This is a genomic window from Cupriavidus sp. 291-E7 (assembly GCF_057798835.1).
On record NZ_JBYOJV010000012.1, the window covers coordinates 17,941 to 31,158 of the forward strand.

Below are 13,218 nucleotides of genomic sequence, written 5' to 3' on the forward strand. Positions count from 1 at the left end.
TCCGAGGCGGCATCTCTGGGGAGGGTCGGCCTTCGCGCATGAAATTGATTCTAGGCGCGGGGATTGGTGATTCAAGCGTGGGTGGGGGATGGTTTGGGGGTGGTGGGAGCGACTTGGGCTGGCTTGGGGTGGTCAGATTTGGTGTATCTATGATTTAACATAAGATAGATTATCCACATCGAATCATGTAGAGGCCAAACCAGAATGTCCGCTTCCAGCCAGAACAGGATGTCCTCTGGCAGAACCCGCGATAAGCGTGGGCGCAGCAGCAATCGGCAACTGCCTCCCGGCCTTGAATCCCGTGTCTGTGGTCTGATCCGCGACAGCTACGCCGATTTCGGCCAGACGCTGGCCTGCGAAGCTGCGCGAGCGCCACGGCATCGATCTTTCGCCGGCGTGCGTACGCCGGATCATGATCGACGCGGGCTTCTGGGTGCCCCGGAAAGCGCCAAATACATGATCGAAGGGAGAGTTAGGCAAAATCGTACCCTCGAGTCACGCCGATGTTTGTAAAGAGTTCGCTGGCTTCGCTCTCAAGATCTCGGCGAACCATACCGCTTGCTCTTGTGAAAGGAGGTAGACGTGAGGCTCCTCACCTGCGTTCTCGTCGGCCTTGCCGTGGGGCTTACCGTTGGCTACGCGTTATGCCGCGCCCGATATCGTACGTTCTCGTTTCAGAATCGCGGAGAGGCGCTACTCTCCCGTGCGATCCAGACGCACTTTGTCGCGCCGAACTACCACCTGATGAACCACATCACCTTACAGGTGCGCGGCGGCACAACGCAAATTGACCACATCCTTGTTTCAAGATTCGGAGTCTTCGTCATCGAGACCAAGGACTACAAGGGCTGGATCTTCGCCAACGGCGAGCACCGAACCTGGACGCAAGTCCTGTTCAAGTGGCGATTCCGCTTTCAGAACCCCATCTTTCAGAACCTCCAGCACGTTCGAGCCGTTCAAAAGTTGCTCGACTTCCTTCCCGCTAATAGCGTCAAGTCTGTGGTGGTATTCACGGGAGACGCCCAGTTCAAGACCGGCGTTCCTCCTGGCGTCTTCAGCCTCTCGGAGTTCGTGGATCACATCTACACGCAGACCACCGAAGTTCTTTCTCTCAATCGTATGCAGTTCTGTGTTGGTCGCATCGAGACGGCACGCCTTGCCGTAACCCGAGAGACAGACATTAAGCATATTGAGAGCCTGGAGCGGAAATACGGCTCGCGGCCTAGCGCGTGAACTCGCCCACCTAGGAGCGCACAGTCGCCCTTCTCTGCCATGCCATCGGGCGCGCGAACGACGATATCACCAATAGGAAATGCCGAGCTTCGTCAGCACGGACTCAAGCACGCTTTCCGGTGAGGATTTCCGCAATCAGAGGTCTTGTGTACTTCTCGGCCGGATCAATGTGGTTCTCACCAGATCGGTGGAATTCTCCCGCGTCGAATGCAAGATAAACGTCCCAGAAGATATACGGCCACGTATCGCGTTGAGCTACTGCATCCGAAAACACGCTTTCAACGAGGATATTGACGACCGCATCGCAGAATGCGAACGACAGTTTCCCGTCGTGATACCAGTGAGCAAGCACAAGTGCGAGCGCATCGAATTTTTCTGGTTGAACTTCACCTAGCGGGCCTGTGCATTGCTCCATGCACTCCTGCGAGATATGGAACTGATCCGGACTCTCATCATATCGACTGAGCAACATGAGGACGATTTCGCTCGGATTGAAATCAGGAGCGCGTTGTTCAACGTTGTTCAAGAAGGTGATAAGTTAGCCGAGATTGCTCCGAGTTTAGCAGCCGGGGGCGCAACGGTTGCCTTCGGCAGATGAGCAAGCATCTTGCGCCCTCTCCCTGGAGCGGGACGTCGGCCGCTTCCGGTAAGTGCCACCACCCTCCGGCAAACTCACAACGTGCATCGAAGCCTGCGTAATCCGCGCGTCTGTACCGACATCTGAAATTGGTCGGCCGTACGACATCTCCGCCCCACCCTACCGCAAGTTGAAATGCGAATTGCCCGTCGCCACCCCCAGACGCGATGGCGGCGCCCATACCTGGGATCGGGACTCAGAGAACACCCTCCGCCAGCAACTTCTGAAAGCTCCATCATTGCGTGATGGATCCGTGCACGGGACGCCACCCGGCGTGAGTAGGGTGTAAATCGACCGTCAGATCACCGATAAACCGGTGTGCTCAGAATTGCTGTGCAATGCATACAGCATTGAATGCTTTTATAAAAAAGGTCAGGTTGTGCTGAATAAAGTTAAGCTTTTTTTCAAGGTCCACATAAGGAACCTTGCACTGGCATCGCTCACTGCAATTGCACTAATTCCGACAGGCAGCACGCTCGCGGCTGAAGCTGAATCCCCTCTGCTCTATTCTGGCTTTGCATTCTCGGGTGACTTCCAGAACCGGGAACGTCTCTATCCGATTACAGCCCAGATTTCCCGGGACAAGAACGGAACGTACCTGGACGAGCTGCTGCGCCAGAAACTGATGGCACGCCCTGCTCTGGCCTCGCGCATGAAGCTCGACCTGGCCGACGGCAAGCAGGACATCTCGTCCGTGGCCTTTGCGCTCGTCCATGAAAACGTCGAGACGCAAAAGATCGACGGCAAGCTCTGGATTATCGTGACAGTGCAGGCCAATGTCCTGGCATTCAATCGGGCATCGAATTCGCTGGTGGCGTCGTATCCGGTGCGGGTGCGTTCCGCACGCGTACGCGAAGCCATGCCCAGCCCCACCGAACTGCAATCGATGGTGAGGGATATCTACACGACCTCCAACGCTGGCGAGAATGTCTTCGACCAGTGGCTCAATCGTCTGGAGACCATCAAGCTTCGCAAGGGTGCGCGCAAGTATTTGCGTGTCACGGGCGTGACGATGACCCCGCAGGCCGAGAGCATGGCGCAGGCCGCGGGTAAGGACGCTACGTCGATCAAGAACCAGACAGCCAACTTTCTCGAAGCCGCGGTGGCAGAAGCAGGCGGCATTCCCATTGTTCCCAATTCCGTTGGCGAGGCGATTGGCAGCAAAATGGCCTTCCGGTTTGCCAATGGCAGCGATCTGCAGTTGACGTTGCCGGATCCAGACTATTCGCTGACCTTCGAAATCCGGGATTTCGTTTCCAAAAAGATCGAAAAACCCGCGTATTTCCAGGATATTTATCGCGTCAAGGCCACCGTCGAATTGAAGCAGCCCGATCTCGGGCAGGTCATTCTGAACGAAGGCGTCTATGACACGGCCATCATCACGCGTCCGAAACAGGCGGACGTCCAGCTCAGCGATTGGGACCAGTACTACAAGACGCTGCAGTCGTTGATCCAGCAGGTTGGCAAGCAAATGGCCCACGTGGACGACGGCTGGCTCAAAGACAACGCGTCGCGTGAGTCCGCCGCCAAACCGGCATTCGAGAACACCAACCAACTCATTCAAAAGCTGCTATGAGCGCGTTTGCAAGAAAGCTCCTCGCGGGGGCCGTCATGATGGCGGCCGCCGCATCGGCCTTCGCCCAGCGGGTCGAGGTCAAGGGCATTGGCACCTATCAGTACGAAGGTAGCTTCTTCTCTTCGTCAAAGCCGACAGACGAGGAAACCGCCAAGGCCGTGGCGCTGGCCAAGGTCAACGCCTGGAAGAACTACGTCGCTAAGCTGAATCCGGCGCGCCAGCAAGGGCTGGCACAGCACGAGAAGGAGGCCCTGGACAATATCGACCGATTCATTATCGATTCGGTTGTCGTCGACTCGGCAAAGGACGCCGACACCCGTACGGTTCGCGTGGTCACCCGTGTGGCGTTCAACGACGAAGCAGTCAATCAGTTCGTGGCAAGTACCACCGTCGGTAGCAACGGCCAGAAGGCGGCACGAAGCCAGGACTCGGCGTTCTCGTTCCTGTTCATGGCGCGCAAGGCTACGTCGATCACGCAGTTCGACCCGCGCCGCACCCGGATTGCCAAGGCCGAAGTAGCTGGCGGACAGGCGGCCGACGGCGGCGTGGCGGCCACGGCCCAGGTTACGGTTGGCGGCAGCACGCAACGCAAGGAAGACGCCGTCACCTACGCCGTCTCCAGTTCGCAGGATCTCGACACGGCGATGGGCGACGTTCTGGCGACGTCGGGCATTGAATACATTGGCTACGACGACGTCGTGGCCAACTGCAACGCGGTGCCGGTCAAGAAATTCCAGAGCGAGTTCGTAGACGCCGACGAGTTGTCGCCGCAGACCCGCGCGGCCGTTATCAATGCCGCCCGCGCCTGTGACATCCGCTACTTCGCCTACGGCACGATCGATACCGAAGTGGCCACCGTGGATCCGGTAACCGGCAACCAGAAAGTCTTTGTCTCCGTGCGGTCCCAGCTGTGGGACATCCGCCAGCGCCTGCCCCGCAAGATCGGCTCCGTCGGTCCAAAGCAATACGCCGGGCTTGGGCCTAACCAGAGCGTTGCCGCCCGCAACGCCCTGAACGACGCATCGCGCGATCTCGCCAGAACCCTGGTCGACCAGCTGAATGCCAAAGGCATTCGATAACTTAAACAAGGAATCTCTCCGATGAAATCCCTCAAGCTGTCCGTTTCGGCTGTTGCCATCGCATTCGTCATGGGCGGTGCCGCCCACGCATTCGAGCTGCCCAAGGTCCCGTCGCTGGGCGGCAGCAGCAGTGGTTCCTCGGCCAATGCGGCCGAGGTCATGAAGAACACGCGCAATTCGCTGCTGTCGTTCACCAATGCCGAAATCGGCCTGGCCGCCGCGCTGGGTGGCTACACGGAACTGGCCGCCCAGCAGCAACTGCTGAAGGGGCTGAAGGCCGGTGACGCCGCCGCCAGCAAGGATGACCTGCAGACGCTGGTGACGATCCACGAGTCGGCCAGCAAGGAAATCAATGCCAAGGTCGCCGCGAATGAAAAGCTCGACGCCGCCCAGAAGAAGCAGGCTGGCCAATCGATGGTGGAGTACGTCAAGGGCCTGATCTCCAGCAAGAAGACGGTCAACTCGCTGCAGGACCTGGCCAAGAACCCGGCTTCGCTGGGCTTTGATGCCGGCACTGTGCTCTACGCAGCCAAGGAAATGCCGTCGGTCATCGCCGGCGGTGCGTCGAGCACCTCCACCCTGGTCAAGTATCTGTCCGCCAATGGCGTGGACACTTCGGAAGCCAAGAACCTGGCCAACGACCTGGGCAAGTAAGCCGCCAGTCGGCTGATCCCGCAAGGCGGTGGCTTCCTGCCCCGCCTGCGGATGCGGCGCGGCAACAGGCCGCGCCCTATTTCCGTCTATTCACCGCATCGCATCGGCTCACATGGATCACGTAACAGAAGCTCCGTCCGTACAGAAGAAGGGAAGCATCAACAAATGCCCGAGTTGCGGCGCGGCGCTCGGCGCGTTCGTCAGTACCTGCGAGTCGTGCGGACATGAATTCACCGACGTGGCGGCAAACCGGTCCATCACCGCGCTGGTCGGTCGCCTGGAAGAGATCGAACGCGACGCCGATGACAAGGGGCTGACCGGAAAGGCCCGCCAGCAGGCTGTGCTCGAACGCCGAGCGCGTCTGATCCGCGACTTCCCGATTCCGAATTCGCGGGAAGACCTGCAGCAACTGCTCTATTTCATCCAGCCCAAGATTGCAGACAGCGTCAAGCCCGATCCGAACGTCGAAGATTGGCGCGTCAAGTTCACCGAGGTGATGAATCGGGCCAAATACGCCTATAAGAACGAGTCCAGCACACTGGCTGAATTCGAACGCATCGAGCGCAGCCTGAACGGTTCGCTGTCAAGCAAAGTCAAGATCGGTGCAAAGCGCAATCCGCTCTTCGTCGCGCTCGCGGCCGGTATCGTCGTGCTCGGCGTGATTGGGGTCGTGGCATCCCAGAAGGAAAAATCGGCAATTCAGGCGTGCGAGGCGCGCTACACCCAGCAGGCAGCTGCTGAAACAGGCCGCCTTGAGAAGGCCATGACGGCGGTGCAGGCGGACTACGCCGCCAAACGCTACCCCGAAGCGCTGGCGGGTGCGGCGCAACTGCGCTGGAACTACGACGAAGCAGATTGCAAGACGGCCGACACCGGCAAATCTCGCCAACAGTGGGACGACAAGCGCGAGCAGACCACGGCTTTGATACAGCGCAGTGCCGATGCCGACGCCACTGAGAAGAAGGCCGCCGTCGATCGCGCGAGTGCTGAGAAGCAGGCCGAAATCCGCAAGGAAGCGGAAGTGGTCCGCATCCAGGCTGCCAAGGAGCAAGCCAAGGCTGCCAACGCAGCCACCGCGGCACGCAATGCCGCCATCGAGAAGCAATGGTAAGCACGCGGGAGAATTGAGCGATGGGTCTGTTTGGCAAGAAGAACGAAGGCGGCATGCTCGACGTCATCCGCTGCGATGAACCGTCGTACCTGATCTGGAAATGGCGCCCGTCCGGCGAAGCCGGCAGCACGCTCAAGGAAAACTCCATCCGTTGGGGCAGCAGCTTGCGCGTCAAGGACGGCGAAGTGGCGGTATTCGTCTACAAGCAGCCGGATGGCGTCTTCCAGGACTTCATCGAAGGGCCGTTCGACGACACGATCAAGACCGCGAACTTTCCTGTCATTTCGAACATCATTGGCCTGGCGTATGCCGGGAAGTCGCCGTTCCAGGCCGAGGTGTACTTCATCAATCTGGCCGGCAACAACCGCCTGCCATTCGGCGTGCCGTACTTTGACGTGTTCGACCCGCGCTTCCTGGACTTCCCGGTGCGCGTGGGCACCCGTGGGTCGATGATCTTCAACATCACCGACTACCGGGCATTCATCAAGCTGCACCGGCTGGTCAACTTCGACATGGAGGCGTTCCGTCGCCTCGTGCGCGACGCGGTGATCAAGTACGTCAAGGGCATCATTGCCAACGCACCGACGGACAACGGCATTCCGGCCATCCAGATCGAGCGCAAGCTGCTGGAAATCAACGACCTGATCACGCCGCGAATCGCTGCTGCCTTCCGCGATGATTTTGGCGTCAACCTGGTGCGCCTGGACCTGGAAACGATCGAAGTCGACAAGGACACCGACGAATACCGCGAACTGCGCCGGATCACCGCCGATCTGGAAACCGTCAACCGCGAGGCCCAGAACGCGATCAACCTGCGAAATCTGGAGGCCACGCAGGCGATCAATGCAGAGAACCTCAGCGAAACCTTGCGCATCCAGCGCGAGGAGACCGCGCGGTTCCAGCGTCTGCAAACCGAGTCGCAGCACCTCACTGCGCACCAGATCAATCTGCAGGCCGGTGTGCTGCATGCGGCCGCCGAAAATCTGGGCGAGATGAGCACGATGAATCTGGGCGGCGGTGGCAGCGGTGGCGGCTTCAATCCGGTTGGCGTCATGACCGGTCTGGCCGTCGGCGGTGCAATGGGCGGCCAGATGGCCAACATGATGAACATGGCCGGTCAGAACATCCAGCAGGCCGCGTCGATGCCGCCGCCATTGCCGGTGGTGCAATACAACGTGAGCATCAACGGACAAAGCACCGGCCCGTACAACATGCAGCAGTTGCAGGCAATGGCACAGACCGGCCAGCTGACCCGTGAGTCCTACGTATGGAAGCCCGGCATGGCTAACTGGGACTTCGCCGCCAACCTCCCCGATCTGGCCGCGATATTCGCACCTGCGTTCCAGCCGCCCCCTCCTCCTCCGCCCCCGCCCGCAGCACACGGATAATTCCGGGCACATCAGGAGAACCACGATGACGCAAGACAATTTCTATTCGATCGACCGCTTGGTGGAATTCGGTCTCGGTATGGCCGTAGCCCAGCAAATGGTCGGCGCGATGAATCACGCGTTGCAGAACACCCATGTGCCCGGCGCGCAGACGCCCATGCCTGGCCGCCCGACGTACGCGTACCACGTGGTACTGGATGGCAAGCAGGCCGGTCCCTTCAACGAGCAGGAAGTGGCGCGCCTGATCGCGGAGGGCAAGCTCTCGAAGGGCACCTATGTCTGGCGCCCCGGCATGCCGGTCTGGCAAACGGCCGAGAATGTGCCCGAAGTGCTGCGGCTGGTTGCTCTGGCGCCGCCGCCCTTCCATCCCGGAGAAACGACGTGAAAGTTCATCCAGTCAACATGCTGGTCGCGATTACGATTGGCGCGCTGCTTACGTATGGCATGACTGCCATCGATGCCAATACGATGAAGTTCACGATCGGCGTAGGCAGCTTCATCTTCATGGGCGCCACGCTTGGCACGGCCTTCGGCGTCACGTTCGAGAACGCCCGGTCCGGCGTGAACATCCGTGTGGTCAGCACGCTGTTCTTCCTGGTTGCCGTTGCATTGAATCTCGCCTTTGCGCTGCTGGGCCTGTCTCAAACTAGCTACGTCGTGGCTAGCGGCACCCTCTTCCTTGTGTTCGTGCTGGTAGCCAACGCGATCCACGGATCGCGCCAATAAAGCTAATGATCGCTTTGGGCGGCAGCGCTCCGCCCGGTATTTTTCCGCTGTAGAAACCGCGACTTGGACCAAGGCCCGACCTGAAGGTCTTTCGTCCTGGCATTGACCTCGCGGCCGTATGACCTACTGATGTTCAGTCATCCGATCAACCAGGCGACGAATAAAGGGTGTGGCCGACACGACCACCGGCAGCATGGTAAGCCAGGAAACGCTCCAGGACCTTAACCAATGCTGAAAGAACCGGCCCTCCTCCGCAAAAGGAAGGCTTGCAATGCCAGCCGCGATGGCGCAGGTCAATCCGGCCTGGATTACGCCATAGGCGAGATAGCTGTAGCGCGATGGAATCTTAGCCATGTGCGTGGCCCTTTTGCAGTCTTTGATCCGGACACTCGTGCGCCCTGCCATTGCCGCGCCAAGGGCTTTCGCCCCTGGCGCATGACAGGCGTTATGCGGCCGCTTCAACCTTTCCCGCCAGCCGCCGCACGGTTTCGTCGGTATCCCACAGCGCGTTTGCGATAAAGCGGAAGTTGACCAGGGCCGCGTGATATCCGTCGCCTTCCGGTAGCTTCGGCCCTGCTACGGCGTCGCGTACGACGGCAACTTCGAAACCTTGTTCCAGCAGATCCCGCAAATGGGATTCGACGCACAGATTGGCCGCCATGCCGGCAAGGATCACCTGGTCGACGCGCTGCTTGCGCAATTGCAGGACAAGATCGTTTGCCTGCGGGCCGTACAGTTTGTGCGTGGAGCAGATGATGGTCTTGCCATCCTCGATATACGGCTTGAGCTCCGGCACGAAGTCGGCACCCGAGTCACGGAATCCGTCGAGATTCAGCGCGCCAGGACGATCGAACATGCCGATCGCATGCTGGAACATTTCAGCGGGGCCCTGCACTTTCCATGTGTGGTCATGGGGAAAGTAATAGTGGGGAGAAATGGCGACCGTGATGCCAGCCTGTTTTGCGGCCTCGAACAAGCGCACCAGGTTTGGCACGAGGTTCTGCTCCGTCACGCTTTCTCCTACGACGCCCCAGCTACGCCCTTCGGGGCTCATGAAATCGATCTGAGGGTCGATCACGACGAGCGCGGTGCGTGGCAGATCCAGCGTTATGTCGGACTTCGGCAGAGCCGGATCAACGGGATCTGCATAGTGAGCGTGGTGGTTGCACATGGTAAGTACCTCTTGCAGTGGGCCTATTCCGCCGGATGCCGCGCGGGCGTGCGGCGGAGGTGGCATGGTTTCAACTACAGATGAATGCGAGCAGGTCCGCGTTGAACCTGTTCTTGTGGGTGTCGGTGAGCCCATGCGGCGCACCGGGGTAGACAATCCTTCTTCTATATAGATGACCAGTCGTCTATTTAAAACCGCAAAAAAATTTCAATAGAGCAACCGCTTGAGCGTGACCTGTTGAAATCGTCGGCAGGCGTCGCCATTGCGCTCGATTTTGCTGCGCAGGACCGCCCCCTCCCAAGCCTCGATGATGACGGACCCGAGTTGTACGGGATCGCAATCCGTTGCCAGTTCCTGGCGCATCTTTGCCTCGTCGAGGCAGGCTCTGATCATGCTTTCCCAGCGCGTCAGAATGCCCTCCAGAGCCGTCCGGACTTCGCTGCTGGTATTGGATAACTCAAGGGAAAGGTTGCCCACCAGGCATCCGAGCTTGAATTCCTGCGCCTCATGGTCCTCTATCAACAGCTCGAACAGCTTTTCGATCCTGGCCAACGGCTTGATGCGAGCGTCGTACATCACTTTGCCGTGCCGTTCTTCAATGGACGACCAGTAGGCTTCGAGCACTTCGGCGGCGAACGCCTCCTTGCTGTCGAAGTAGCTATAGAAGGAACCCTTGGGAACCCCGGCTGCGGCCACGATGTCCTGCACGCCAGATCCATTGAACCCGGAACTGTGGATGACACGACCGCCCTCGGCAAGCAGTCCGTTACGGATATCGGGGTTGGCTGGTCTTGGCATGTCGAAGCGTCAGTGAGCGTGTGCAACGAACAATAGACGACTGGTTGATTATTTGTCAAGCGACCAATGTCCGTGTGTTTCGAAAGACTCCTTTTCCTTTACTGGCGAACGTGGGATTGCAACTGGGCAGGCAGAGGCCGAGACCGATTGGTTTCGGTCCTTCGGTAAATCGGTCGCGTGATGGTGTGGTGATCTGAACGGCGAGTCAGCGCCAGACGGGCAGCGACGGTTGTCGCGGCCCGAATCGCGGCACTGCGTTAAATCGAATCGCTTGCGACTAATGCGGGAAGACCTTGAACAGTCGCATCGCTGGCATTGACTACAGACTTCTCCGCAGCGCCCGCACTCTCTTCCCGCTGATGAAGGCTATCTGCTTCGATGCTGGCGGAAAGCCCTCCATTCCGCTCGCGCCCGAGCAGCGCCAGAAGTTCCGGGCGCAGCCCATCGCCTCGGCGGCCTGCAAGAGAATGGAGTGCGAGGAGTGACAACATGATGATCCTCCTTGGCCGGCAATGGCGATCAAAGCCACCGGACGCCTTTACTTCGCTGATCGGACGCAACTGCGTTTCCAGCCTACGAAACGGCGTCAGATCTTGCGCGCTGTTTCCGGTCATCTGTCTTCCGGAATGAGCGCTAACGATGCGCATCCGCAATGGGTTTTTCCGCCCCCCCTCCCCAGATGCGCCCGCCAATCGACGTCCCCTCCCATTCACCGCCCCTCATCGATTGTTGCCGTACGAACAACATAGTGAAGGCTTCCGCGACGCTACTGGCGCCCTCTCCCCCTTACTACAATCCGTCGCAACGATGGTTGCACAAGCTGCTGCGACGTCGAGACGGATATCCGCACTACAAAGCGGATCGCACGCCGCCGCCCCGCGCGGCTTACCCACCAAATTTAGAGGACTCTGGAAAATGAGCGAAACAACCCGCAATGTGCAGCCGGTCACCGACAACGTTGGCAAGAATGGTTCGGGCGAACTCGTGTCTTCCCGCTACGCCGTGCGCGTGGGCAATGTCGACGTCGTGCTGATCAGCGATGGCATTCTGCCGCTGCCGACTTCCACCATGTCCACCAACGTGAGCGAAACGGACCGCAATGAATGGTTCGACGGACGTTTCCTGCAGCGTGACATGTTCGACTGGGCGCTGAATATCGCGCTCGTGCGCAGCGGCGATCGTCTGATCCTGATCGACTCGGGCGTGGGCGATGGCTTCGAATACTTCACGCGCGCCGGTCGGTCGGTGATGCGTCTGGAATCGGCTGGTATCGATCTGGCCGCGATCACCGATATCGTGATTACCCATATGCATATGGATCACGTCGGCGGGCTGAACGTGGATGGCGTCAAGGCCAAGCTGCGCCCGGACGTGCGCATTCACGTGGCGGCCGCGGAAGTGGAGTTCTGGAAAAACCCGGACTTCAGCAAGACCGTGATGCCCGAGACCGTTCCTCCCGCGCTCCGCAAGGCTGCCGCAAAGTTCGTGGAACTCTACAGCGAGCACATCGTGCAGTTCGATCAGACCGTGGAAGTTGCAGCGGGCGTATCGGCGCGCGTGACGGGCGGGCATACGCCGGGACACTGCGTCGTGGACGTTGCATCGAACGGCGAGAAGCTGACGTTCGTGGGCGACGCGATTTTCGAAGTCGGCTTCGACAAGCCTGAATGGCAAAATGGCTTCGAGCATGATCCCGAAGTGGCGACGGACGTGCGTATCGCGCTGCTCGACGAAGCCGCTGCAACTGGCTCCATGCTGGCCGCGACGCATGTCGCGTTCCCGTCCATCGGTCACATCGCCAAGAACGGCGCAAGCTACCGTTTCGTACCGGTGCAGTGGGATTACTGATTGATGCTCGACCATCAACCATCGTTGTAAAGATTGCACTGAAGTTGCGCCGCGAGTTCACACGACTCGCGGCGTTTTTTTTGCAGACGACGGCGAGCGCCCTCGCCGCCTCATCGAGCCGGAACAGGATGGCGTGACCGGCTATCTGCCGATCGCGGCAGACGGCATCGGGCCAACTGCGGACGCCACCGGCGGTCGGCGCCATCGCGCGGGTTACGCGGTTAAATGACAACAATATGTCCAACGCCGGTCTCCACACGCCCGTGACCGTGTAAACTCCCCGTTTTTTTCATCCTGGCGACATGACGCAAGTGCCTCAGCGCACGGGCTTCAGCGGCCCGAAACTGTTACGCCTGCTGGCCGCCCTGACCGATGCCGAGACCTCCGGCGCCGCGCCGTCGCTGTCCGCTGTGATGAGCCAGTGGCTCGGCTGGACCGATGCCATCGCCCTGTCGGCGGCGCTCGGTGGCAATCCGCCGGAAGTGCAGCCGGGGACACCGGCACGCGGCGGCAATGGCGCGAGTATTGGCGACTCGGCCGGCGCCCATGTACGGGCCATGCTGGCCGCGGCGATCACCGGGCAAGGTGCATCGTCCGACAGCCGCCGCCGCATGCCGGCACGCCCTGCCATGCCTGACCCTGCCGAGACTGATTTCGCGGTCCATCGTCAGCGCTACGTGGCGCTGCAACAGCAGATGGAGCGTGAGATCGCCGGATTGCGCGGACGGCTGCGGACGGCGCTGGCGTCGCGCACCCCGCAGGCGGCCCGACTGGCCATGCTGGATACGGTCATGGAACAGGTGCTCGGCGCGCGCGAACAGGCCGTGCTGGCGGCTGTGCCGGGAATGCTGGAACCGCATTTCACACGGCTGCGCGGCGGGCAAGGCGCGTGGCTCAATGTATTCCGCAGGGATATGCAAAGCGTGCTGCTGGCTGAGCTGGAAATCCGCTTCCAGCCGGTGGACGCCCTGCTCGCAGCCCTGCGCGAAGACTGATC

General features: G+C 60.0%; 15 protein-coding genes. 10 read left to right on the forward strand and 5 right to left on the reverse strand.

The window, feature by feature from the left end; genetic code table 11:
• The first annotated feature begins 582 nt into the window (after positions 1 to 582).
• Positions 583 to 1,233, forward strand: a complete 651-nt coding sequence (locus AC3FLX_RS20840) for a nuclease-related domain-containing protein (RefSeq protein ID WP_488699207.1) — start codon at positions 583 to 585, stop codon at positions 1,231 to 1,233.
• Positions 1,234 to 1,336: 103 nt separating this feature from the next.
• Here the strand turns inward: AC3FLX_RS20840 and AC3FLX_RS20845 are convergent, their stop codons facing one another.
• Positions 1,337 to 1,759, reverse strand: coding sequence for a hypothetical protein (locus AC3FLX_RS20845; protein WP_488699208.1), 423 nt, complete (start codon positions 1,757 to 1,759; stop codon positions 1,337 to 1,339).
• Between the two features lie 439 nt (positions 1,760 to 2,198).
• On the opposite strand from AC3FLX_RS20845, the gene AC3FLX_RS20850 reads away from it, so the two are divergent.
• The 7 genes from AC3FLX_RS20850 to AC3FLX_RS20880 all read left to right on the forward strand — a co-directional run bounded on the left by AC3FLX_RS20850 (position 2,199) and on the right by AC3FLX_RS20880 (position 8,404).
• A complete protein-coding gene (locus AC3FLX_RS20850) occupies positions 2,199 to 3,446 on the forward strand; it encodes a hypothetical protein (protein WP_488699210.1) in 1,248 nt (415 codons plus the stop codon).
• 35 nt (positions 3,447 to 3,481) lie between these two features.
• Positions 3,482 to 4,525, forward strand: a complete 1,044-nt coding sequence (locus tag AC3FLX_RS20855; protein WP_488699211.1) for a hypothetical protein — start codon at positions 3,482 to 3,484, stop codon at positions 4,523 to 4,525.
• Between the two features lie 21 nt (positions 4,526 to 4,546).
• Complete coding sequence (locus AC3FLX_RS20860) at positions 4,547 to 5,179, forward strand: hypothetical protein (protein ID WP_488699212.1); 633 nt, start codon at positions 4,547 to 4,549, stop codon at positions 5,177 to 5,179.
• Between the two features lie 112 nt (positions 5,180 to 5,291).
• Complete coding sequence (locus tag AC3FLX_RS20865) at positions 5,292 to 6,290, forward strand: hypothetical protein (RefSeq protein WP_488699213.1); 999 nt, start codon at positions 5,292 to 5,294, stop codon at positions 6,288 to 6,290.
• Positions 6,291 to 6,310: 20 nt separating this feature from the next.
• Complete coding sequence (locus AC3FLX_RS20870; protein ID WP_488699215.1) at positions 6,311 to 7,678, forward strand: SPFH domain-containing protein; 1,368 nt, start codon at positions 6,311 to 6,313, stop codon at positions 7,676 to 7,678.
• Positions 7,679 to 7,703: 25 nt separating this feature from the next.
• A complete protein-coding gene (locus tag AC3FLX_RS20875) occupies positions 7,704 to 8,063 on the forward strand; it encodes a DUF4339 domain-containing protein (RefSeq protein WP_488699216.1) in 360 nt (119 codons plus the stop codon).
• Entirely contained in the window at positions 8,060 to 8,404 is a 345-nt protein-coding gene (locus AC3FLX_RS20880) for a hypothetical protein (protein WP_488699217.1), read from the forward strand. Before AC3FLX_RS20875 ends, AC3FLX_RS20880 begins: the two co-directional genes overlap by 4 nt.
• Before the next feature lie 123 nt (positions 8,405 to 8,527).
• On the opposite strand, the gene AC3FLX_RS20885 is transcribed toward AC3FLX_RS20880, so the two are convergent.
• The 4 genes from AC3FLX_RS20885 to AC3FLX_RS20900 form a co-directional block, all read right to left on the reverse strand.
• Positions 8,528 to 8,758 (reverse strand): DUF2798 domain-containing protein, encoded by a 231-nt coding sequence (locus tag AC3FLX_RS20885; RefSeq protein ID WP_488699218.1) that lies wholly within the window; start codon positions 8,756 to 8,758, stop codon positions 8,528 to 8,530.
• Positions 8,759 to 8,849: 91 nt separating this feature from the next.
• Positions 8,850 to 9,575 (reverse strand): cysteine hydrolase family protein, encoded by a 726-nt coding sequence (locus AC3FLX_RS20890; protein ID WP_488699385.1) that lies wholly within the window; start codon positions 9,573 to 9,575, stop codon positions 8,850 to 8,852.
• Between the two features lie 207 nt (positions 9,576 to 9,782).
• On the reverse strand, positions 9,783 to 10,373 hold the full coding sequence (locus tag AC3FLX_RS20895) for a TetR/AcrR family transcriptional regulator (RefSeq protein ID WP_488699219.1): 591 nt from the start codon (positions 10,371 to 10,373) through the stop codon (positions 9,783 to 9,785).
• 257 nt (positions 10,374 to 10,630) lie between these two features.
• Complete coding sequence (locus tag AC3FLX_RS20900) at positions 10,631 to 10,987, reverse strand: hypothetical protein (protein ID WP_488699220.1); 357 nt, start codon at positions 10,985 to 10,987, stop codon at positions 10,631 to 10,633.
• A gap of 301 nt (positions 10,988 to 11,288) precedes the next feature.
• Between AC3FLX_RS20900 and AC3FLX_RS20905 the strand changes: the two genes are divergently transcribed.
• Together AC3FLX_RS20905 and AC3FLX_RS20910 are read left to right on the forward strand one after the other, a co-directional pair.
• Positions 11,289 to 12,221: an MBL fold metallo-hydrolase gene (locus tag AC3FLX_RS20905; protein ID WP_488699221.1), complete on the forward strand. Its 933-nt coding sequence runs from the start codon at positions 11,289 to 11,291 to the stop codon at positions 12,219 to 12,221.
• 302 nt (positions 12,222 to 12,523) lie between these two features.
• Positions 12,524 to 13,216, forward strand: a complete 693-nt coding sequence (locus AC3FLX_RS20910) for a DUF3348 domain-containing protein (RefSeq protein WP_488699222.1) — start codon at positions 12,524 to 12,526, stop codon at positions 13,214 to 13,216.
• Positions 13,217 to 13,218: the final 2 nt, after the last annotated feature.